Origin of the sequence: Bradyrhizobium sp. BWA-3-5, assembly GCF_032917985.1 — a bacterium.
Classification (GTDB): Bacteria; Pseudomonadota; Alphaproteobacteria; order Rhizobiales; family Xanthobacteraceae; genus Bradyrhizobium.
The window spans coordinates 1513939-1536253 of the sequence record NZ_CP136626.1; the positions used below are offsets into that span (position 1 = coordinate 1513939).

A 22315-nucleotide genomic window follows, 5' to 3' on the forward strand; every position below is an offset into this window, starting at 1 on the left:
ATGCTCCTGCGAGCATCGGGCTAATTTTTTACGATCCATGCGAGCAGCAGGATGACGAGCACGACGAGGCTTGCGGACAGGCTTTTCCAGAACACCAGCGGATCGCGCTCATAGAGCGAGCGCCGCGACGTAACAGCGGGTTTCGCCCATGTCGCGCCGTTCTCCAGTTCGTGCGAGAATTCGATGACGTCGCCATAGCGCTGTGCCGGGTCGACGTGGAGCGCCTTGCCGATCACCGCGTCGAGCCAGGCCGGCAGGTCCGGGCGATAGCGCGCGAGATTGGCGGGCTTGCCGAAGCGCGGCCGCGAGAACGGTTCGATCTCGCCATAGGGATAGGCGGCGGTGAACATCCGGTACACGGTGACGCCGAGGGCATAGAGATCGGAAAACTCATCGCCCGGCCGGCCGCCGAACAGCTCGGGCGCCATGTAGCTCGGCGTCCCCGGAATATCCTCGGCCGGAAAATCCTCGAGCAGCGGGACGCGGGCGACGCCAAGGTCGACCAGCCGCAATCCGCCGCCCTTCAGCAGGATGACATTATCGGGCTTGATGTCGCGATGGATGATGCCGGCCCGGTGCAGCGTCGCCACCGCGCGCGCCAGCTTGGTTGCGATCCCGATGCCTTCGGCCAGCGAAAGCTGCGGCGAGCGGTTGAGCCGCTGCTCCAGCGTCTCACCTTCGTAGAGCGGCATAACAGAATAAAGACGCGTCTGCCGTTCGGCGGGCAGCTCGATGATTTCGCCGATCCACAGGCTCCGCACGCGCGCCGCGACCCAGGCTTCGCGGACGAAGGCGAGACGATACGAGCCCTCGCTGGCGACGCGCGGATGCGGAAATTTGAGCACGACCTCGCGGCCTTGCCGCTTGTCGATGGCCTTGAACAGCCGGCTGTAGCGGCCGTCGGACAGGATTTCGCCGAGCGCGAAATCGTCGACCACATCACCGGTTTCGGGCAGATCCAGGATCGGCAGCGTGGCGATCGAGTGGGTGAGTTCGTCGCGGTCCGCCGGCGGTAGGTCGACGACGTCGAGCACCAAGGCGGTCATGTTGTCGGTCGAGCCGGCATCGAGCGCCGCATCGACCAGGGCGCGTGCGGATTCTTCCGGCGAGGTGCGCTCGCTTAGCAGTAGCTGCAACCGGTGATCGGCGAGTGTGCCATGAACGCCGTCGCTGCAGACTAGCAGCCTGTCGTGCTGGCGCAATCCCACGGTCGCATAATCGAAGCGGGCGAAATCTTCGAAGCCGATGGCGCGGTTGAGCAGGTGCGCGAGGTCGCCGCGGCCAGCGATATGATCCTTGGTCAGCCGCTCCAGCCGCCCCTCGCTCAGACGATAGGCGCGGGTGTCGCCGATATGGATGACGTGGCAGAGCCGCCGCGACAGGATGATTGACGAGAAGGCGCAGCTCATGCCGCTGAGCCGGGGATCGGTGCGGCCCTGCGTATAGATCCAGCTGTTGGCGGCTTCCAGCGAGCGCGATGCCCGGCGGCGCACGCCGAGCGTTTCCGGCAAAGAATAATAGGCGTCGATGAAGCAGCGGACCGCGAGCTCGGCGGCTTCGCGTCCGCCCTTGTGTCCGCCGACGCCGTCAGCAACGGCGGCGACGATGTCGCGATTGTTCAGGCCGGATTGGCCGAGGCAGGTGCCGACGTAATCCTCATTGGCGGAGCGCTTGCCGGTTTCGCTGACGAAGCCGACGCGAACCCCGAGATTACGTTGCGAACCGATCGTCACCCGCGCGGCCTCAAATTAGCAGCGCGGATCCTCAGACCCGCGCTCCCGATGCGGCGCCCCAGGTGGTGCGCCAGCGCACCTTGACCATGGCAAGTCCGATGAAACCAAGCAACGCCAGCAGGCCGAAAAATAGAAAACCCGCGCCGAAGCCGCCGGTCATTCCCTTCGCGAGGCCGAGCGTCTTGGCGAGGAAGAAACCGCCGATGCCGCCGGCGCAGCCGACCATGCCGGTCATCAGGCCGATCTCCTGACGGAAGCGGAGCGGGATGAGCTGGAATACGGCGCCGTTGCCCATGCCGAGCGCGAGCACGCCGACCGAGAACAGCAGCACCGACATCCAGGCGATCTTCGGCATTTCGGTGAGCGCCCAGCCCGCCGGCACCGGCGCAGCCGGTCCCTCCGGCATGAAGGCGATGACGAGATACGCCGCGACGACGACGCCGAAGAACATCGACAGCGAGCGGATGCCGCCGATGCGGTCGGCGATCAGGCCGCCGACCGGGCGGAAGCCCGAACCGAACATGACGATCAGGGAAACCAGCAGACCCGCCGCGACGCCGGAGACGTGATACTGCACGGTGAAGTACAGCGGCAGCGCATTGGCGAGGCCGACGAAGCCGCCGAAGGTGATGAAGTAGAAGAACATGAACCAGCGGCTGTCGGGATCGCGCAGCAGCGTGCCATAGGCCTTCAGCGAAACCGGCTTCCGCTCGCCGGGCGCGTCCTTGGCGGCGTAGATATAGTAGGCGAGGATCAGCAGCATCGGAACCAGCAGCACACCGAACACGGCCTGCCAGCCCCAATGCTCGGCGATCGATGGCGCGAACATGGTGTCGAGCACGACGCCCATATTGCCGGCGCCGGCAATGCCCATCACGACGCCCTGATACTGCGGCGGGTACCAGCGGCTCGCCTGCGGCAACGCCACCGCGAACGAGGCGCCGCCGACGCCTAGCGCGAGGCCGAACAGCTCGATCGACAGCTTGCTGGGAAGTCCGAAATAGCAGACCCAGGCCGTCGCGGCGATGACGATAAGCTGTGCGATAATTCCTGTTTTCTTGGCGCCGAACTGGTCGGCGAGCAGTCCCATCGGCACCCGCAGCAGCGCTCCGGCGAGAACTGGAATGGCGACGAGGGTGAACTTCTCATCGACGGCAAGGTTCATGTCGCGCACGATGTAGACGATCAACGGACCGAGCGCGACCCAAGCCATGAAGCTTATGTCGAAGTAGAGAAAGGCGGCGAGCAGCGTGGGCCAATGGCCGGCCTTCTTGAATTCAGCAAACTTCATCTGAAAGCCTCGAACATCGGCGCGTGATGTCGCGCAAGAAGCGCGGTCATCTCGGCACAGAGGAGTTTAATGTTGGGAAGCGAGTCGTCTCGTCGTTGAGGCGCACTCTCGCTCTGCCTTCAGCAATTCGTGTGCCAGAACAACACGCGTACCAGTTCGCGAGCGTTTGCAGGGTGTTCCCGGCCGCGGACAAGTCGCCGCGAATACCGCTGTTGCTCCGTTTGTTGGCAAACGCAGCCCTCGAACGTGCAGATTGGTGTTTTATTATGCTTTGCGGAGGATGCGCGCTCGAAGGGCCGATTTCCGCTGCTGTGCCGGTCTCCCAGGCAGGTTGGCGCGCAACCGTGGTTGAGCATTGGTGCTGTGCACAATGGATAGTCCGCATGGGCGATTTTTTGGGCAGCCGTGCACGTGCGGGTGCAGCTAACCTGCGATTTCATCAGCCGAAGTTGGCCGCGGTGCCCGAAAAATTACGGATCCCGTGTTGGCACGCCTCTTGAATACCTGAGATCTCGATCGTCATAGCCGACGAGTCTCTGCCCGCCGATGGGCGCTCCCAATCAATCAATATCATTTGCCGATCGTCGATGCAGGGCTGCGTCGCCGAACGGGGCCGTCGGAAACGGGATCAGCGAGCATGCTCGATAAAGTGACTAAGCAAAAGTTGGTGGTGATCGGTAACGGCATGGCCGGCATTCGCACGGTAGAAGTGCTGCTGGACCGGGCGCCCGATCTCTACGAGATCACCGTGTTCGGCTCCGAGCCGTACGGCAACTACAACCGCATTCTCCTGTCGCCCGTGCTCGCCGGCGAGAAGACCGTCGACGATATCATGCTCAACACCGAACAGTGGTACGAGGATAACGGGATCACGCTGCGCAAGGGCGAAATGATCGAGATGATCGATCGGCGCACCTGCGAGGTCGTCACCGTGGAAGGCGCGCGAGTGCCCTACGATCGCCTGCTGATCGCCACCGGCTCCAACCCGATCATGCTGCCGCTGCCGGGCAAGGATCTGCCCGGCGTGATCGGCTTCCGCGACATCCAGGACGTCGAGCGCATGGTCCATGCGTCGACGAATTACAGGAATGCCGTCGTGATCGGCGGCGGCCTGCTCGGCCTCGAAGCCGCCAACGGCCTGATGAAGCGCGGCATGAACGTCACCGTCGTGCATTTGCTCGACACGCTGATGGAGCGCCAACTCGATCAGGTCGCGGGTGGACTATTGCGCAAGTCGCTGGAGGAGCGCGGCATGGTGTTCAAGATGCCGGCGCAGACGGAAGCGATCCTCGGTGCCGATCGCGTCACCGGCGTGCGCTTTGCCGACGGCGAGGAGATCCCGGCGGATCTCGTCGTGATGGCGGTCGGCATCCGCCCGAATGTCGAGCTGGCACGCAAGGCCGGCCTCTATTGCGAGCGCGGCATCGTCGTCTCCGACACCATGCAGACCTATGACGGGCGCATCTACGCGGTCGGCGAATGCGTGCAGCACCGCCGCCAGACCTATGGTCTCGTGGCCCCCCTGTTCGACCAGGCCAAGGTCTGCGCCAACCATCTCGCGATGAAGGGTTTTGCCACCTATGACGGCTCGGTCGTTTCGACCAAGCTGAAGGTGACCGGGATCGACCTGTTCTCCGCCGGCGACTTCGCGCCGGGTGCGGACAAGGAAGAGATCGTGATGCAGGACGCTTCCCGCGGCGTCTACAAGCGGATCATCCTGCGGGACAAGAAGATCGTCGGCGCCGTGCTCTATGGCGATACTATCGACGGCCCCTGGTACTTCCAGCATCTGCGCGACGGCACCGACGTCTCGCATATGCGCGAGCGGCTGGTGTTCGGCGCCGCCAATCTCGGCGACGGCGGCCATAGCGGCAACAACTCGGTCGCCGCGATGAGCGACGATACCGAAATCTGCGGATGCAACGGCGTCTGCAAGGGCACGATCGTCAAGGCGATCAGCGAAAAGAAGCTGTTCACGATCGACGACGTGCGCGCCCATACCAAGGCGTCGTCCTCGTGCGGGTCATGCACCGGTCTCGTCGAGCAGGTTCTCGCTTTCACGCTCGGCGGCGACTATTCGGCGGCCCCGAAGGTCAAGCCTATCTGCGCTTGCACCGATCACAGCCATGACGATGCGCGCCGCGTCATTATCGAGAACGGATTGAAAACCATTCCCGATGTCATGAAATTCATGGATTGGAAGACACCGAACGGCTGTCACTCCTGCCGGCCCGCGCTGAACTATTACCTGCTCGCCACCTGGCCGGGCGAGTATCGCGACGATCAGCAGTCGCGCTACATCAACGAGCGCGTTCATGCCAACATCCAGAAGGACGGGACCTATTCGGTGGTGCCGCGGATGTGGGGCGGCGTCACGACGCCGGACGAACTGCGCGCCATCGCCGATGTTGCGGACAAGTTCAACATTCCGACGGTCAAGGTGACCGGCGGCCAACGCATCGACCTGCTCGGTGTCAAGAAGGAGGATCTGCCCGCGGTCTGGGCCGACCTCAACAAAGCCGGCATGGTCTCGGGCCACGCCTACGCCAAGGGATTGCGCACGGTGAAGACCTGCGTCGGCTCGGAATGGTGCCGCTTCGGCACCCAGGATTCGACTGGCCTCGGCGTCAAGCTCGAAAAGTTCATGTGGGGTTCGTGGACCCCGGCCAAGGTCAAGCTCGCGGTCTCCGGCTGTCCGCGCAACTGCGCGGAGGCGACCTGCAAGGATGTCGGCGTCGTCTGCGTCGATTCCGGTTACGAGATCCATTTCGCCGGCGCCGCGGGTCTTCATATCAAGGGCACCGAGTTCCTGACCAAGGTTGCGACCGAGGAAGAGACGCTCGAAATCATCGCCGCGCTGACCCAGCTTTATCGCGAGCAGGGCTGGTACCTGGAGCGCATGTACAAATGGTGCGATCGGGTCGGTCTCGATGCGATCCGCAAGCAGGTGGTCGATGACATCGCCAACCGCAAGGCGCTGTTCAGCCGCTTCGCCCATTCGCAGCAATTCTCGCAGAGCGATCCCTGGGCGGCGCGCGCCGAGCGCGGCGTCGATCGCAACGAATTCACCCCGCTCGCGGAGCTGGAACTGGCATGACCAAATGGATCGAAATCGGGACGCTGAACGATATTCCCGTTCTCGGCTCGCGCGTGGTGCGGACGGCTTCCGGCAACATTGCGGTGTTCCGGACCAGCGACGACGAGGTGTTCGCGCTTGACGATCGTTGCCCGCACAAGGGCGGGCCGCTGTCGCAAGGCATCGTCCACAATAAGCGCGTCACCTGTCCGCTGCACAATTTCGTCATCGAGCTCAAAACCGGCACGGCCGTCGCGCCGGATGAGGGATGCACGCGGGCGCACCCGACCAAAGTGGAGAACGGCATCGTCTGGCTTAGCGTCCAGGCGGCAGCAACCGTACCTGCCGAGTGAGGGTGATCGCCCGTGCCAGTGAAGACAACCTGTCCGTATTGCGGCGTCGGCTGCGGCGTCATCGCTGACAGGGATGCGGCTGGCACGGTGACCGTCCGGGGCGATCAGCTTCATCCCGCCAATTTCGGAAAGCTGTGCGGAAAGGGCTCGGCGCTCGCCGAGACCGTTGGCCTCGAGGGGCGGCTGCTCTCGCCCATGGTCAACGGGCAGGAAGCGGGCTGGGATGCCGCGCTCGATCAAGTCGCGGAGGGATTTGGCAGGATCATCCGCGAGCATGGTACTGACGCCGTCGCGTTCTATGTCTCCGGCCAGATCCTCACCGAGGACTATTACGTCATCAATAAGCTTGCCAAGGGCTTCATCGGCACCGCCAACATCGACACCAATTCCCGGCTCTGCATGGCGTCGAGCGTGGCGGGCCACAAGCGCGCGTTCGGCAGCGATACTGTTCCGGGCTGCTATGAGGATCTCGAAACCGCAGATCTTCTCGTTCTGGTCGGCTCCAACGCCGCCTGGTGCCATCCGATTCTTTACCAGCGCATCATGGCCGCCAAGGCCAACAACCCAGCGTGCCGTGTGGTGGTCATCGACCCGCGTCGGACCGCGACATGCGACGGCGCCGACCTGCACTTGCCGCTTCGCTCGGGCAGCGATTCCGTCCTGTTCAACGGGCTGCTCGCGCATCTTGCATCGCAAGGCGCGATCGACCGTGCGTTCGTGGACGGCTGCACTACCGGCGCTGAAGCAGCCCTTCGGCAGGTCGCCGGCCAGACGCTCGCGCAGACCGCCGATATCTGCGGACTGTCGGAAGGCGCTGTGGCGCTGTTCTTCGACTGGTTTGCCAGAAACGAGCGGGTCGTCACGCTCTATTCGCAGGGCATCAACCAGTCGAGCAGCGGTGTCGACAAGGTCAATTCGATCATCAATTGTCATCTGTTGACCGGCCGGATCGGGCGGCCTGGCATGGGCCCGTTCTCGCTCACCGGGCAGCCCAATGCTATGGGCGGACGCGAAGTGGGTGGCCTCGCCAATCAGCTCGCCGCCCACATGGAGATCGAGAACCCGCGGCATCGCGATATCGTCAAGCGCTTCTGGCAGTCGCCGGTCATCGCCGACAAGCAGGGCCTCAAGGCGATCGACATGTTCGATGCGATCGCCGATGGGCGCATTAAGGCGGTCTGGATCATGTCGACCAATCCGCTGGTCAGCCTGCCCGATGCCGATCGCGTCCGCCGCGGGCTCGACGCCTGCGAACTCGTCGTCGTCTCCGATTGCATGCGCCATACCGACACCACGCGCCATGCCCATGTGTTGCTGCCCGCGCTTACCTGGGGCGAAAAGGACGGCACTGTCACCAATTCCGAGCGCCGCATCTCCCGGCAGCGTCGTTTTATGCCGGCGCCCGGAGAGGCGAGGGCGGATTGGCAGGTGGTCTGTGATGTCGCGAAGCGTATGGGCTTTGCCGGATTTGACTATCCGAACGCGGCTGCGATCTTCCGCGAGCACGCCGGACTTTCCAGCTTTGAGAATGATGGAACGCGCGATTTCGATCTTTCTGCGCTAAGGACGATCGACGATCGAGCCTATGATGCGTTGACCCCGATCCAGTGGCCGGTGACGCGGGAATATCCGACCGGCACGCCGCGGATGTTCGAGACGCGCGAGTTCTTTACGCCCGATCGCAAGGCGCGTTTCGTGCCGGTGACGCCGCGCGCCGCAGCGAACGCAACGAGCCGCGATTATCCCCTGGTGCTCAATACCGGCCGGGTCCGTGATCAATGGCATACGATGACGCGCACCGGAAAATCGCCGCGGCTGCTCGCGCATGTCTTCGAGCCCTATGCCGAATTCCATCCCGACGATGCGCGCATGGCCGATGTCGAGAATGGCGGCCTGACGCGGCTGACCAGCCCCTGGGGCGAAATGGTGGCCCGCGTTGTCGTCACTGCCGAGCAGCGGCGCGGCTGCGTGTTCGTGCCGATGCACTGGAATGGCGAGTATGCGGGCGACGGCCGGGTCAATGCGCTGGTCAATCCGGCGACCGACCCGATCTCCGGACAGCCCGAATCCAAGCACACGCCGGTGAAGGCGGCGGCGTACTTGCCGAAATGGCATGCCTTCATCCTTAGCCGCCGAGAGATCGAACGTCCTGTCGCAGGCTATTGGGTCAGCGGTCTTTCGGGGCCGTGCTGGCGGATGGAGCTGGCCCTCGACGAGCGGCAGCCGAGCTGGCGCGACTGGGCGCGGGCGCAGCTCCGCGTTGGACATGACGACATCGAGTGGATCGCCTATCGCGATCCGAAAGCCGGCCGCTTCCGTTACGCCGCCGTCCGCGACGGCCGGCTGGAAGGTTGCGTGTTCATCGCCCCCGATCACAGACTGGTCTCGCGGTCGTGGCTGACGGGTCTGTTCGCGGAACCGGCTTTGTCGCCGAATGCGCGGATGTCGCTGCTGACCGGGCAGCCGCTGGACGCCGGTCAGGACGTTGGCCCGATCGTCTGCTCGTGCTTCGGCGTCGGGCAGCATCAGATCTCGGCCGAAATCCGCAAAGGGGCAGCGAGCGTTGAAGATATCGGCCGGTGCCTTAAGGCCGGCACCAATTGCGGCGCCTGCAAGCCGGAGATCGGCAAATTATTGCGCGGCGCAGCCGTGCGCGACCCGCATCCGGCATGAGCAATCCTGATCGCTTCAAGCAGCGTTCGTTACGGCGAAGCTGGGGCTTCGCCGGACTTCGCGATAACCGAGAACATCACGGCGGCCGCGATGCCTGATAGCAGCGAAGCGGCGAGAACGCCGAGCCGCACCTGCTTCAGCACGGTTTCGTCATCGAAGGCGAGGGTTCCAATGAACAGGCTCATGGTGAAACCGATGCCGGTCAGGATGGCCATCGCATAAAGCTTCGCCGTTGTCGTGCCTTCCGGCATCGCCGCCAGGCCGAGCCGGATTGCGATCATCGAAGCGGTGAAGACGCCGAGTTGCTTGCCGATGAAAAGCCCTGCGATGATTCCGAGCGGAATCGGCGCCGTCAGATTCGAGATCGACAGGCCGTGAAGCGATACGCCGGCATTGGCGAACGCGAAGATCGGCACGATCGCGAAGATGACCCACGGCCGGAGCGCGTGTTCGGTATCCTCGAGCAGGCGGTGGCCGTTATGTCGGCTAAGCGGCATCGCCAGCCCGACAGCAACGCCCGCGAGCGTCGCGTGCACGCCGGATTTGAGCACGCAGACCCAGGTGAACAGGCCGGCGATCAGATAGAACGATGGCCGACGAACATCCAAGAAGTTCAGGAGTGCGAGCGCCGCAACACCAAGCCCGCCGAGCGCGAGCGCCAGAACCGACAGATCGGCGGTGTAGAAGATCGCGATCACCACGATGGCCATCAGGTCGTCGATGATCGCGAGCGCCAACAGAAACGCCTTCAGCGAGGCCGGCACCTTGCGTCCCAGCATGGCGCAGACGCCGAGCGCAAAGGCGATGTCGGTGGCCGCCGGTATGGCCCAGCCGCGCAAGGCGGCGGCATCGCCCCAGTTCACCGCGGCATAGATCGCGGCCGGCGTGACAAAGCCGCCGAAAGCGGCGATCACCGGCAGTGCCGCCTGCTTGGCGCTCGCCAGCGCGCCCTCCATGACCTCGCGCTTGATTTCGAGGCCGACCAGCAGAAAGAACACCGCCATCAAGCCGTCGTTGATCCAGTGATCGATGGTCTTGCTCAGCCCAATCGACCCGATACGGACTTCGCCCGTCATCCGGAGCAGGGCCTCGTAGTCCGCGCCAAATGGCGAGTTGGCAACGACGAGCGCTGCGACGGCCGACAAGCCGAGCACCGCGCCGCCATAGAGACCCGTATTGTCTGAAACGTCTGATGCAGGAACCTTGGCAGTCATCGGCCGGTCTTGCCGCTCGCCTCGATCGCGATCGACAGCGCGAGCTTGGTTTCCGCAACGATATCTTCGACCAACTCTTCCCGACTGACCTGGGCAGCCTGGCCGGTGAGCAATCCCTGCTCGGCGAGCATCACCATTCCGTGCAGCGAGGCCCAGATCTTCAGGGCGCTACGCTCGCGCAACAGGCCCACCGCCGGTGCTTCCAGCGCTTCCACCAGCAATTCGAAAGTCTCCATGGCCGCACTGTGCAGCTCACTGCCTTTTGGCGCACATGCCATGGTACGCGACGCGAACATGAGCCGGTAGATGCCATTGCGCCGCAGGCCGAAATCGAGCGTGAGCTGTGCGAAGCGCGACAGCTTCGACTGTTTCGATGGCTTTTCGATCGCCGTGCGCATCATGGCGCTGAACTGACGGAAAGCTTCGGCCGTGACGGCGCTCAGCAGCGTTTCGCGATCGGCAAAATGCTTGTAAGGGGCCGGCTGCGAGACGCCGAGTTTCTTAGCAAGGGCGCTGATGCTGATCGCTTCGGGGCCACCAAGTTCGACTTCGTGCAACGCAGCCTGAACCAGGGCATCACGGAGATCCCCATGGTGATAGGCGTTCAGCGCTTTGCGTGCAGGTCGAAGCGGCATTCAGTTCCATGATCTATAACTTTTGCCTTGACAGCACAACGCCAACGCGAATGTAATATGATATAACTTCGCGGTACGCCGGCGGGTCGGTACCGTCGTGCCGAAGATAAGGCCGCGCGAGACAATGCGCGCCACAAATAGGGGAGCGCTGCGATGGCTGGAACGCTGAAGATCCGCGTCGACCAGGACAAATGCCAGGGACACGCGCGCTGCAAGTCACTGGCACCCGAATTGTTCGATCTCGATGAATTCGGCAACGCGCACGAAGTGGGCGATGGCACCGTGCCTGCGGGCCTCGAAGACAAGGCCTACCTTGCCCAGAGCAACTGTCCGGAAATAGCGATCGAGGTGACCGAGGAATAGCCGGCCGCGATCTTTCATCCATCACGATCTGAACGAACCAAGCAGAGGATTTGCTCCGATGTCCGATTCCGCCAGCATCATGCCCGAACATCCGCCGGTCACCGATTGGGTCAATGATTTCGACCACACCGATCCGAAATGGACGGAGAACCCGTTTCCGATCTGGGACGAGTTGCGCGCAGCGTCGCCCGTCGTGCACACCGAGCGGTTCCTCGGCTGCTACATGCCGACGACCTACCAGGCGGTGAAGGAGATCGCCTACGACACCGAGCACTTCTCATCGCGGCGCGTCATCGTGCGCGATGTGCGGCCCGAGATCACGGCGAGGGCGCCGCCGATCACCTCCGACCCGCCCGAGCACAAGCCGGCCAAGCAGTTGCTGCTGCCGCCTTTCACGCCGGATGCGATGAAGAAGCTCGAGCCGCGGGTGCGCGCGATCTGCAACGAGTTGATCGACGAGTTCATTGCCGACGGCAAATGCGACGCCGCTGCGCGTTATACCAAGCACATCCCGGTGCGCGCGATCGCGCACATGCTCGGGATTCCGGAAAAGGACGGTGACCTCTTCATCAAGTGGATCCACGGCATCCTCGAACTCGGCATCAAGAACGAGAATTCGCTGATGGAGGCGGTGAGGGAGATGACTGGCTATTTCGCCGTGCATCTCGAGCAACGCAAGACGAACCCGACCGACGACCTGATCTCCACGTTGATGCAGGCGAGGGACAAGGAAGGCAATCCGCTGGCGGACGAGCACGTGCTCGGTTCGCTGCGGCTACTGCTGATCGCCGGCATCGACACCACCTGGAGCGCGATCGGCTCCTCGCTCTGGCATCTGGCGAAGACGCCCGAGGACCGCGAGCGTCTCGTCAAGGAGCCGGAATTGATGCCGCTCGCGGTGGAGGAACTGCTGCGCGCCTATTCGCCGGTGACGATGGCGCGCGAGGTGATGAAGGAGACCACCGTCAGCGGTTGCCCGATCAAGCCCGGCAACATGGTGCTGCTGTCATTCCCCGCCGCGAACCGCGATCCCGCGATGTTCCCCGACGCCGACAAGGTGGTGATCGACCGCAAGGAAAACCGTCACGCTGCGTTCGGCCTCGGTATCCACCGTTGCGTTGGCTCCAATCTGGCGCGCATGGAAATGACCGTTGCGATCGAGGAATGGCTGAAGCGGATTCCGGATTTCAGGCTCGATCCGGCCGGCAAGGTGACCTGGTCGGAGGGCACCGTTCGCGGCCCGCGCCAGTTGCCGCTGCTGTTCGGCTAGACGGACTGAGAGGGAGATACACCAAGCGAAGAGGAGCGATTTGCTCGCCCCTCCTTTTCGTTCGGACATCGTGTCCCGGACGCGGCGCGGCACGAAGTGACGCGACGCAGAGCGGGGACCCAGCAGAGCCCTGGGTCCCGGCTCTGCGGAGCGGCGTAGGAACGCCGCACCGCGTCCGGGACGCGAGTGCCATTACTTCACCTCGATCTTCGCGTCGCTGGCGACCTTCTTCCAGGCCTCGATGTCCCGCGCGTTGATATCGCGCTGCTGGTTTCCGGCGATGAATTCCGCGGAGATGCCGAGCGCCAGCAGCTTCTCGGCAATATCAGCCTCGGTCAGCGACTCCTTCAACGCACCGGCGATTTTCTGCGCGATGGGATCGGGAACGCCGGCCGGCGCATACATCACCCAGGAAAGGCTCCGCTCGAAATCGACGCCTTGATCCTTGTAGCTCGCAACCTCCGGCAGGCTCGGCGAACGCCCCCCGCATACCGCAAGCGCCTTCAGCCTCCCATCCCTCACCAGCGGCGTTCCGGTCGCCATGTCGACCAGCCCGACCGAGATGTGCCCACCCATGAGATCGTTGGCGAGCTTGGCCGCGCCGCTGAACGGGACGTGCTGCAGTCGGATGCCCGCCTTCTGGGAGAGGATTTCGCCGCAGAAATGTCCGGTCGAGCCGACGCCCCAGCTTCCGTACTGGATCGGCTCTCCCTTCTTCGAGAGCTCGGTCAGGCCGCGCAGATCGCTGGCGGGAAAATCCTTGGTCGCGATCAGCAGAATCGATGACGTGCCGATGCGGCCGATGGTGGTGAAATCCTTGAGCGGATCATAGGGCAGGCTCGGATAGACCGCGGGCGCCAGCACATGCGTGGTCATGCCGCCGATCGTGATGGTGTAACCATCAGGTGGCGAGGTCGCCGCCTGCTGCGCGCCGATGGTGCCGGCAGCGCCGGTGCGGTTTTCGACATAGATGGTTTGTCCGAGCCGTTTGCCCATCCGGTCCGCCAGGAGACGGCCGAGCACATCGCCGCCGCCACCGGCCCCGAACGGCAGCAGCATCTTGATCTTCTTCGAAGGGTAGTCAGCTGCCTCCTCCGCGTGAACTGAAGCTGTCATCGACGACAGTGCAAGCAGCGAAAGCATGATCGCACGCAACTTCATTTACTCACTCCCTGGGTTTTCTGTTTTTGTCTTTGGTCGTTTGGATCGGCGGCACCATCAGGGCGCGCGGGGCTTGGCGCCTGAGTGTCGAAGAATGAATCGTATCGGCAGGTAAACCGGCCGTATCTTCCTGGCCGCTTCTCCACCGCGGATGCGGTCGAGCAGAATGTTGGCCGCAAGCCGGCCCATCTGGTCGAGGTTCCAGGTGAGCGCCGATATGCCCGGCGTTGCATGTCGCGCCAGGTCGGTGTCGCCGATGCACACCAGCGAGACATCGTCGGGATAGCGCAGCCCACTGCTGGACAGCGCGTCCATCACGCCGGCCAGCATATGCGTGCCCAGCGTGATGATCGCTGTCGGGCGATTGGGGCCGCGCAGCAACTGGCAGACGTCGCTGAACGCAATGCTAGAGCCTTGCGTCTGCGGCAGGATCAGCTCGGGATCGACCTCGAGCTTCGCTTCGGTATGGGCTTGGCGATAGCCGGCAAGGCGTTCCGAGCTCGGCAGCAATGCCGCACGTCCCGTGAGCAGCGCGATGCGGCGGTGGCCAAGCCCGATGAGATAGCGCGTGATCTCGAGGCCGCCGCCGCGATGATCTGCGCGTACTGAGGGAGCGCCCGGCACCTCCCGGTCGATGGCGACGCAGGGCAGATCGAGGTTTGCCAGTGCGCCGGTAAAATCCTTGTGGGCGTTGTCGCCGGCAAACAGCAGCAGTCCGTCCATGCGCCGGCGTCGCACCGCCGAGATAAAGGCTGTTTCGCGGTCTTCCTCGTGCCGGGTCGCGGCGAGCATCAGCACATAGCCTGCGCGCTGAAACTCCTCTTCCGCACCGTTGATCATCTCGCTGTAGAGCGGGTTTGACAGATCGGAGACCATGCAGCCGATCGTCTTGCTCTCGCGCGAGCGCAGCGCCTGCGCCGCCGAATGCGGCTCGAAGCGCAGGCGGTTCACCGCGCGCATGATCTTCGCGTGCAATTCCGGGCTGATATGGGGCTCGCCGTTCATGACCCGGCTGACGCTGCTGACCGACACGCCGGCCTGGGCGGCGACGTCGCGAATGGTGGCGCGCGCGGGCTGCGCTCGGCGCATTGCTGGGCTCCCGGTTGAAAACAAGGCGGGGTGGAGCCTAGCGCAATCTGGAAACGATATTCAAGTTACGCTGCCCCTAAACATGTATCTTGTTTAGGCCTTTGGAATAAAGTATGGAAACGTTTCCAAGAATGCTCCGAGCGAAGTGGCCAACCGTTGCTTCCGCTCGATAACAAGACGGGCAAACGGCCGCAGGCGGGGAGGCGGATCAACCATGACGCGACGTGTCGAAGGAAAAGTCGCCCTGGTGACTGGTGCTGCCAATGGCATCGGGCGCAGCGCAGCCATGGTGCTGGCGCGCGAAGGCGCGAAGATCGTCGCAACCGATCTGCAGGACCAGAAGGGTGAGCGCCTGCTGCGCGAGTTGCGCGCCATGGGAGGCGAGGCTGAATATCGCCACCTCGACGTGACGCGTGAGGAAGATTGGCAGGCGGTTGTTGCCGAGACCCGTGCACGTTTCGGCAGGCTGGATATTCTCGTCAACAATGCCGGGATCGGCCTGTCCGGTTCAGTCGTCGATATGGCCTTTGCCGACTGGAAGCGGCAGGTCGCCGTCAATCTCGACGGCGTTTTCCTCGGCGTAAAATATTCCCTGCCGCTGATGCGCGAAGGCGGAAGCGGCAGCATCATCAATGTTTCCTCGATTGCCGGGATCAAGGCTTCGCCAAATGTCTCGGGCTATTGCGCAACCAAGGGCGGCGTCCGGCTGTTCACGAAATCGGTGGCGCTGGAATGCGCGGCCGCCAAAGACGGGGTGCGCGTCAACTCGCTGCACCCCGGTATCACCGAAACCGCGATCTGGGACACGTTGATCGGCACCGTCGAGGATGGCTCGAACGGTGGACGGGAGCGCGGGCCGACGCTGGACAAGCTCACCGAACGTGCCGTCCCGCTCGGCTACAAGGCGGCACCCGAGGATATCGCCAACGGCATTTTGTGGCTCGCCAGTGACGAAAGCCGTTACGTCACCGGCACCGAACTCGTGATCGATGGCGGCAGGTCGATCGGCTGAGAGATCAAGAAGAACAACGGGCGGACTGCGCCGGCAACGAGAGGGGAGGTCATAATGAGTCGTATCTTTGGTGCAGTCTGTCAGAACGGTTACGTCGTGCGGGATATCCGCGCCGCGATGGATCACTGGGTCAATGTGATGGGCGTCGGGCCCTGGTATTACATTCCCAAGATCAAGACCGACTACTTCCGCCACCGCGGCCAGGACTCCGCGATGGAGATGAGCGTGGCGCTGGCCAATTCCGGCGATCTGCAAATCGAACTGATCCAGCAGCGCAACGACGCGCCCTCGATGTACAAGGAGTTTCTGGACTCAGGACACGAAGGCCTGCAGCACATGTCGTACTGGACGCGTGACTATCAGGCCCTCTACGACCGCGCGCTTTCGCTCGGTTACAAGGTGGGCCATGAGGGACAGATCGGCGGCGAGAAGGGCCGCTTCGCTTATTTCGACACCGAGGCTCATCCCGGCACGTTGGTGGAGATTTCGGATATTAGCGGCAGCAAGGGAAGCTTTTTCGAGCACATCCGCAAAGCGGCCGCCGGTTGGGACGGCTCCGATCCTATCCGCGAAGTCGGCGGCCGCTGAAAATAACAACGTAAGGAATAAGCAGATGGCAAGACTTCCCTTGATCGATCCGGCGGCAACCAGCGGCGATGTCCGTGCGTCCTTTGACAGGATGCCGGTGGTCCTGAATATCTTCCGGATGCTGGCGCATGCCGAGGCCAATTTCATTCCGGCGATGCGGTTCGCCAATTCGATCCTGCACCGCCAGAAGCTCAGCCACGTCAATCGCGAACTGTTGATCTTGCAGGTCGCGCAGTGGGAGCATGGCGAGTATGAGTGGCGGCAGCATGTGCCGATCGCGCTCGGCGTCGGCGTCACGCAGCGGCAGATCGATTGCATCGAGCAGGGCAGATACGAGGATGCCGCGTTCAATGCCGCCGAAAAGGCGCTGCTGGCATTCGGCCGGGAGGTGATCGAGAACGTGCGAGTTTCCGCGCCGGTCTTTGCTGCGATGCGCCAGCATTTCAGCGAGCAGGAGATCGTCGAATCGATCCTTGCGATCGGATTCTACATGACGATAGCCCGCCTGACCGAAGCGACCGAGGTGGACCTCGATCCCGCCGCCGGAATGACCGTGTTCGAGGGCGGCAAGAAGCGATCGGGTTGACGTTCGCATTGACCACACAGCCGGTTGTGGCGATCATCTCGTGGTCCCCAGCAACAATCGTGTGGAGCGAAGCAATGACGGGTGAGCCGGGAACGGACGGACCGCGACCATTGCGGGAGATCGCCAGCTATCACGCCCATATCTACTATGACCCGGCGACGACCCGGGCCGAGGCCGAGCAGTTGCGCACCTGGATCGGCGAGCGCTTCTCGGTCACGTTGGGCCGGTGGCACGACGTCAAGGTCGGCCCGCACGACCAGGCGATGTATCAGGTGGCCTTTGCCCGCGAGATATTCGCAGAGCTGGTGCCTTGGCTGATGCTCAACCATGGAAAGTTGAGCGTTCTGGTTCATCCGAACACGACCAACCCGCGCCGGGACCATCTGGCCGATCCGATCTGGATCGGGCCGGCGCTGGCCGTCCATGGCGACAAATTGCCTGAAGATGCCGAGATCGAGCACGCGCCGGTGCCCAATACCAATCCGGTCCTGCGGCCCTGACAAATCCTTTCGCTATGCGGAATGACAAGGAGCGCAAAAGTTGAAGGGGGCACCCACGATGGCGGCTTCCGCTTGTCTCGATTATGCCTTACTTTGGTTTGCATTATGGTGGGGTTATTCGGCGTATTAGGGGGAATCAGACGTGATTCCAAAGCGCCGAGTTGGGGTCGGATGAACAGGGCGAAGACCAGCGCAGCCGGGCTTGCTTCGAGCCGCGGTAGCCGATTGCTCCGCGACGCGGCATTCGGTACCGCAGCGCTCGTCATGGCCGCGGGGCTCGCGGTCTGGGTGACTGATTTCGATCTGGCCGGCTGGATCAATCCCGCATCTGCAAATGTCGCCAATGGCCCCTCGTTCGAGGAGCGCTTCGGGCCGAGTTCGGTGCGCCGCTCGCTGGCCGTCAGCTATCCGTCGCGTCCCACCCCCCGCGTGCAGCGCTCGGATTTCGAGGCGGAGTTCGGCCATATCGAAAATCAGCTCGGCTGGCAGTTGCGCGAGACGCAAGACGTGGCGGCCGCATCGCCTGCCCCGACCGTGGAGACCGCGATCCCGCTGCCGAGGTCGCGTCCGGTCCTGGCCAATCTGCAGGCGATGCGGGTCGATCCCCCGTCCGTCTCATCCGACAACCGCAGCATGTTCGAGAAGCTGGCCGATCTCGTGCCGATGAAGTTCTCGCTGGCGTCGCTGACGCCGGGCGACGGGCTGCTCGGCGAGCGCCAGGATCTGTCGAAGCTGGGTTATGACGGCCAGACCGCGGTCTACGATATTTCGGCGCGCACCGTGTACCTGCCGAGCGGCACCCGGCTCGAGGCGCATTCGGGCCTCGGCACCCTGATGGACAATCCGGCGCATGTCGACCAGCGCATGGTCGGCGCCACGCCGCCGAACGTCTACGACTTGAAGCCGCGCGAAAAACTGTTTCACGGCGTTGCGGCATTGCGCATGACCCCGGTGGGCGACAACGAAATGCACGGCCGCAACGGCCTGCTCGTCCACAGCTACCTGCTCGGGCCGAACGGCGATTCCAACGGCTGCGTCTCGATCAAGGACTACGACCGCTTCTTGCAGGCTTACCGGAACGGCGAGGTCAAGCGCCTCGTCGTGGTGCCGAGCATGCGCGAAGGCCTCACTGCGTCGCGGCGCTCGCCATCTCCGTCATGACCGCGATTGCGGATGACGTGGCCCAATCCGATACGCCCCTGCGTGCCGTGTTCAAGATCAGCCTGAACGGCCAGACCGTGTCGATCACGACGGTCGGCCAGGCCTATCGCTTCATCACCAATCTCAGCTCGATCGAATGGATCGAATTCCGCGCGCTGCACGCCGATGCCGTTCGTACGCTGAAGCGAGCCGCCGATAACGCCATGCTGAGCGTGCAGGCGACCGACGCGCTGCGCACGCTGTTCATCCGCGCCAAACTGTTGTGAGCCCCTATGTCTGCAAGCACCGAAATTGAAGACGATCGCCTGATCCGTGAATTGTTGCAGAACTGGGCGATCTGGCGCGATGCCGGCGACTGGGAGCGCTTCCGCACCGTCTGGCATCCGGACGGCCGCATGATGGCGACCTGGACGCAAGGCACCGGCGACGAGTTCATCGAGATCAGCAAGAAGGCCTGGGCCAAGGGGGTCAGCATCCTGCATTTCCTCGGCGGCATCTCGGTCGACCTCGCGGGCGACCGCGCTATCTCGCAGACCAAGATGACGATCTCGCAGCGCGCCGAGGTCGAAGGCGTGCTGTGCGACGTGCTCTGCACCGGGCGGTTCTACGATTTCCTCGAAAAGCGCGCCGGACGCTGGGGCATCGTGCTGCGCCAGCCGATTTACGAGAAGGACCGCATGGACCCCGTCACGCCCGGCGCCGTGCCCAATCTAGACAAGGCGCTGCTCGAGCAGTTTCCGCCAGGCTATCGGCACCTCGCCTATTTGCAGACCCGCATCGGTTACACCGTGAAGCGCGATATGCCGGGCCTGAAGGGGCCCGAGATCGAGGCCCTGTATGCGCGAGGCGCGGCATGGCTGAAAGGTAATTCGATATAGGTGGACGATCTCGAGACCCCGCGCACGGCAGGGCCCATACACAAATCTTGAAAACAACCCCATGCACAGTAGGATTGGGACCGTTTCGGGCCTTTTCGGCCTGATCGGTCGGGTTCCCGAACCTAGCTGATCTCCTTGCGGACGGTCGCGGCCGCATCGCACATCGCCTTCAGCTTTCCGAATGCGACATGGCGCGGCATGTATTTCATGCCGCAGTCGGGCGCGACGACAAGGCGGTCGGCGGCGACATGCTTCAAGCCGTTGCGAATGCGGTCCGCGACGATTTCGGCCGGCTCGATCTCCGGGTTGCCGAGGTCGAGTACGCCGAGCATGATCTTCTTCGAAGAGAGATCCTTGAGCACGCCGAGGTCGAGCTTCGGCTGCGCCGCCTCGATCGAGATCTGCTCGGCCCTGGTGTCGGCGAGTTCGGCGAGAAAGGAATAGCCGGCCGGCTTGGTCGAGCCTGATACGACCGCGGCATAGCCGAAGCATAGATGCACCACGGTTGGCACCGTGATGCCTTCGAGGGCGCGGTTGATCGCCTTCACCGCATAACGGCGGGCGAGATCGGGGTTGTTGCGCACCCAGGGCTCGTCGAGCTGGATCACGTCGGCGCCCGCCTTCTGCAGGTCGCGCGCTTCGGCGTTGACCGCTTCGGCGAACGCCATCGCCAGCTCCTCATCGTCCTTGTAAAACTCGTTCTTGGCCTGCTGGCTCATCGTGAACGGGCCGGGCAAAGTGATCTTGGCCGCGCGATCGGTATTCTCTCGCAGAAACTCCATGTCGTGCAGCTCGACCGGGCCGCGGCGCTTCACCGGGCCGACGACGCGCGGCACCGGCGTCGCGTGTCCGCTGCGCGAGGTGATCATCGCCGGGTTTTCGTCGTCGACGCCCTCCAGCGCAGTCGCAAAGCGGTTGGAATAGCTCTCACGGCGGATTTCGCCGTCGGTGACGATGTCGATTCCGGCGCGCTCCATGTCCCTGATCGCAACGATGGTGGCGTCGTCCTGCGCTTCTTCCAGGTGCTCGGCCGGCAGCCGCCACATCGCATGCATGCGGGTGCGCGGCACCACCTTCGACAGCATCGCGCGATCGACCAGCCATTCCGGCTGCGGATAGCTGCCGACGACGGTGGTCGGCAGCAGGTGTTTTGGCAGGTTCATGATCGTCTCCGTGCTCTTGTTATTCTTCTCAATTCTCAGGCGGCGCGCGTTGCGGCTACTGCTGCTTCGTCCTTGACCGGATTGCGCAGCACGCCGATGCCGGAAATCTCGACTTCGACCACATCGCCATCCTTCATCCACAGCGGCGGGGTGCGATAGGCGCCGACGCCGCCGGTGGTGCCGGTGACGATGACGTCGCCCGGGACGAGTTCGGTGAAGGTCGAGCAATAGGCGATCAGGGCGGGGACGTCGAACACGAGATCCGAAATCGGCGCCGCCTGCACCTCGACGCCATTGAGTCGGGTCGCAATCGTCTGTTGGCTGATATCGGCAAGTTCGTCGGTCGTGACCATCCACGGCCCGAAACCGCCGGTGCCGACAAAATTCTTGCCCGGCGCGAATTGCGAGGTGTGGCGCTGCCAGTCGCGGATGCTGCCGTCATTGTAGCAGGCGTAGCCGGCGACATGCGCCAGCGCCGCCTCGCGCGAGATGCGGCGGCCGGCCTTGCCGATAATGACGGCCATCTCGCCTTCATAATCGAACCGCTCGGACTCCAGCGGCCGGATCATCGGCTGGCCGCCGCCGACCTGGCTGTTGGCAAAACGGGTGAAGATCATCGGATGCGGCGGCGTCGGATGACCGCTCTCGGCGAGGTGTGTGGCGTAGTTGACCCCGATGCAGAAGATCTTGTCCGGGTCCGGCACGGTCGGCAGCAACTCGATCTCGGCCAGCGCGTAGTCGGGGCGCTCACCCTGCATCGCCGTCAGTGCGTCCAGCGATCCGTTCGTGAGCAGCGATTTCAGGGTCGGGTACTGCTTCAGCCGCTTGCCGGCGTCGATGATGCCGGCGTTCGTCACCACGCCATAAGTTGCCGTCGGGCCGGCCTTGAAGCTCGCGATCTTCATTGTCTGACACTTTCTTCGATGGAGGAGACATAGGATTCGATGGGACGGACGATTTCGCCCGAGCGAATCGGAACGCAATCGGGCGGAAAGTCCTGCCGGAACCGCGCGCCCGCCTTCGCAGCGCGGTCGATAAAGCTGTCGAGATGGTCCATCGCGCCGCTTGGAAGATCGTGCAGGACCATCAGGCTCCATGGTTGCGACCGGCATTGCGCCAGGGCCCGATCAGCCCAGCCGTCCGGATCGGCCCAGTCGCGCGGAATCGCGTTCCAGAGCACGCAACTATGCTTGTTGCGCGTGAGGTAGTCGACCACGGACGGCTTCAGCAGCCGTTCGTCGAGATTGCCGCCGTCGCCGAACGGCCGGAACCATCGATTAGCGTGGGCGAGTTCACCGATCGCAGCCTGCGTTCGTCCGATCTCGTTCGCGCCGGCGTCGGGATCGCGTTGCTGCCCGAGCGGCACCGAGTGGGTAAAGGTGTGATTGCCGATCCAGTGGCCTTCGTCGTGGGCGCGTTCCGCCAGTCTGCGGCGTTCGGCATCGCCGAGCTTTTCGCCGATCACGAAAAACGTCGCCCTGATGCCGCGTTCGCGCAAGGCATCGAGCACGCGCGGCGTCACGCCGGGCTCGGGACCATTGTCGAATGTCAGCGTCAGGTCGAACACGT

The 22315-nt window shown here is 63.5% G+C and carries 21 protein-coding genes; 12 read left to right on the top strand and 9 right to left on the bottom strand.

What is annotated here, in order from left to right; all coding sequences use genetic code 11:
- Positions 1–20: 20 nt before the first annotated feature.
- Positions 21–1733 carry a protein kinase domain-containing protein gene (locus RX331_RS07360; protein WP_317255945.1) on the bottom strand — a complete coding sequence of 571 codons (1713 nt, stop codon included), beginning with the start codon at positions 1731–1733 and terminating at the stop codon, positions 21–23.
- A 31-nt stretch (positions 1734–1764) separates the two neighbouring features.
- Positions 1765–3024, bottom strand: a complete 1260-nt coding sequence (locus tag RX331_RS07365) for an MFS transporter (protein WP_317255946.1) — start codon at positions 3022–3024, stop codon at positions 1765–1767.
- A 637-nt stretch (positions 3025–3661) separates the two neighbouring features.
- On the opposite strand from RX331_RS07365, the gene nirB reads away from it, so the two are divergent.
- From nirB to RX331_RS07380, 3 genes are read left to right on the top strand one after another with little or no spacing between them, the layout of a single operon-like run.
- A complete protein-coding gene (gene nirB / locus RX331_RS07370; RefSeq protein WP_317255947.1) occupies positions 3662–6121 on the top strand; it encodes a nitrite reductase large subunit NirB in 2460 nt (819 codons plus the stop codon).
- Positions 6118–6453, top strand: coding sequence for a nitrite reductase small subunit NirD (gene nirD, locus RX331_RS07375; protein WP_317255948.1), 336 nt, complete (start codon positions 6118–6120; stop codon positions 6451–6453). The genes nirB and nirD overlap by 4 nt, the downstream gene beginning before the upstream one ends.
- Positions 6454–6465: 12 nt before the next feature.
- Positions 6466–9126 (top strand): molybdopterin-dependent oxidoreductase, encoded by a 2661-nt coding sequence (locus RX331_RS07380; protein ID WP_317255949.1) that lies wholly within the window; start codon positions 6466–6468, stop codon positions 9124–9126.
- Positions 9127–9155: 29 nt separating this feature from the next.
- Here the strand turns inward: RX331_RS07380 and nhaA are convergent, their stop codons facing one another.
- On the bottom strand, positions 9156–10340 hold the full coding sequence (gene nhaA, locus RX331_RS07385; protein WP_317255950.1) for a Na+/H+ antiporter NhaA: 1185 nt from the start codon (positions 10338–10340) through the stop codon (positions 9156–9158).
- Positions 10337–10975: a TetR/AcrR family transcriptional regulator gene (locus RX331_RS07390; RefSeq protein ID WP_317255951.1), complete on the bottom strand. Its 639-nt coding sequence runs from the start codon at positions 10973–10975 to the stop codon at positions 10337–10339. Before RX331_RS07390 ends, nhaA begins: the two co-directional genes overlap by 4 nt.
- A gap of 153 nt (positions 10976–11128) precedes the next feature.
- Here RX331_RS07390 and RX331_RS07395 point away from each other — a divergent pair, with 153 nt between their 5' ends.
- Both RX331_RS07395 and RX331_RS07400 read left to right on the top strand, forming a co-directional pair.
- Positions 11129–11338 carry a ferredoxin gene (locus RX331_RS07395; RefSeq protein WP_283032512.1) on the top strand — a complete coding sequence of 70 codons (210 nt, stop codon included), beginning with the start codon at positions 11129–11131 and terminating at the stop codon, positions 11336–11338.
- A gap of 58 nt (positions 11339–11396) precedes the next feature.
- Positions 11397–12608, top strand: coding sequence for a cytochrome P450 (locus RX331_RS07400; RefSeq protein WP_317255952.1), 1212 nt, complete (start codon positions 11397–11399; stop codon positions 12606–12608).
- A 192-nt stretch (positions 12609–12800) separates the two neighbouring features.
- Here RX331_RS07400 and RX331_RS07405 read toward each other — a convergent pair whose 3' ends face one another.
- Positions 12801–13769, bottom strand: a complete 969-nt coding sequence (locus tag RX331_RS07405) for a tripartite tricarboxylate transporter substrate binding protein (protein WP_317255953.1) — start codon at positions 13767–13769, stop codon at positions 12801–12803.
- 57 nt (positions 13770–13826) lie between these two features.
- Positions 13827–14858, bottom strand: coding sequence for a LacI family DNA-binding transcriptional regulator (locus RX331_RS07410; RefSeq protein ID WP_317255954.1), 1032 nt, complete (start codon positions 14856–14858; stop codon positions 13827–13829).
- Between the two features lie 214 nt (positions 14859–15072).
- Between RX331_RS07410 and RX331_RS07415 the strand changes: the two genes are divergently transcribed.
- The 7 genes from RX331_RS07415 to RX331_RS07445 all read left to right on the top strand — a co-directional run bounded on the left by RX331_RS07415 (position 15073) and on the right by RX331_RS07445 (position 19583).
- Positions 15073–15870 carry a glucose 1-dehydrogenase gene (locus tag RX331_RS07415; RefSeq protein WP_317255955.1) on the top strand — a complete coding sequence of 266 codons (798 nt, stop codon included), beginning with the start codon at positions 15073–15075 and terminating at the stop codon, positions 15868–15870.
- Between the two features lie 54 nt (positions 15871–15924).
- Positions 15925–16458: a VOC family protein gene (locus tag RX331_RS07420; RefSeq protein WP_317255956.1), complete on the top strand. Its 534-nt coding sequence runs from the start codon at positions 15925–15927 to the stop codon at positions 16456–16458.
- Between the two features lie 25 nt (positions 16459–16483).
- Positions 16484–17044: a carboxymuconolactone decarboxylase family protein gene (locus RX331_RS07425; RefSeq protein ID WP_317255957.1), complete on the top strand. Its 561-nt coding sequence runs from the start codon at positions 16484–16486 to the stop codon at positions 17042–17044.
- A gap of 74 nt (positions 17045–17118) precedes the next feature.
- Positions 17119–17544 (top strand): DOPA 4,5-dioxygenase family protein, encoded by a 426-nt coding sequence (locus RX331_RS07430; protein ID WP_317255958.1) that lies wholly within the window; start codon positions 17119–17121, stop codon positions 17542–17544.
- 171 nt (positions 17545–17715) lie between these two features.
- Entirely contained in the window at positions 17716–18705 is a 990-nt protein-coding gene (locus RX331_RS07435) for a DUF2778 domain-containing protein (protein ID WP_317255959.1), read from the top strand.
- On the top strand, positions 18702–18971 hold the full coding sequence (locus RX331_RS07440) for a hypothetical protein (protein ID WP_317255960.1): 270 nt from the start codon (positions 18702–18704) through the stop codon (positions 18969–18971). The genes RX331_RS07435 and RX331_RS07440 overlap by 4 nt, the downstream gene beginning before the upstream one ends.
- Positions 18972–18977: 6 nt before the next feature.
- On the top strand, positions 18978–19583 hold the full coding sequence (locus RX331_RS07445; protein ID WP_317255961.1) for a nuclear transport factor 2 family protein: 606 nt from the start codon (positions 18978–18980) through the stop codon (positions 19581–19583).
- Between the two features lie 122 nt (positions 19584–19705).
- Here RX331_RS07445 and RX331_RS07450 read toward each other — a convergent pair whose 3' ends face one another.
- The 3 genes from RX331_RS07450 to RX331_RS07460 are packed head-to-tail and all read right to left on the bottom strand — an operon-like array spanning position 19706 to position 22313.
- Entirely contained in the window at positions 19706–20746 is a 1041-nt protein-coding gene (locus tag RX331_RS07450; protein WP_317255962.1) for a uroporphyrinogen decarboxylase family protein, read from the bottom strand.
- A gap of 35 nt (positions 20747–20781) precedes the next feature.
- Positions 20782–21651 carry a fumarylacetoacetate hydrolase family protein gene (locus RX331_RS07455; RefSeq protein WP_317255963.1) on the bottom strand — a complete coding sequence of 290 codons (870 nt, stop codon included), beginning with the start codon at positions 21649–21651 and terminating at the stop codon, positions 20782–20784.
- A complete protein-coding gene (locus RX331_RS07460) occupies positions 21648–22313 on the bottom strand; it encodes a polysaccharide deacetylase family protein (protein WP_317255964.1) in 666 nt (221 codons plus the stop codon). The genes RX331_RS07455 and RX331_RS07460 overlap by 4 nt, the downstream gene beginning before the upstream one ends.
- Between the last annotated feature and the right edge of the window lie 2 nt (positions 22314–22315).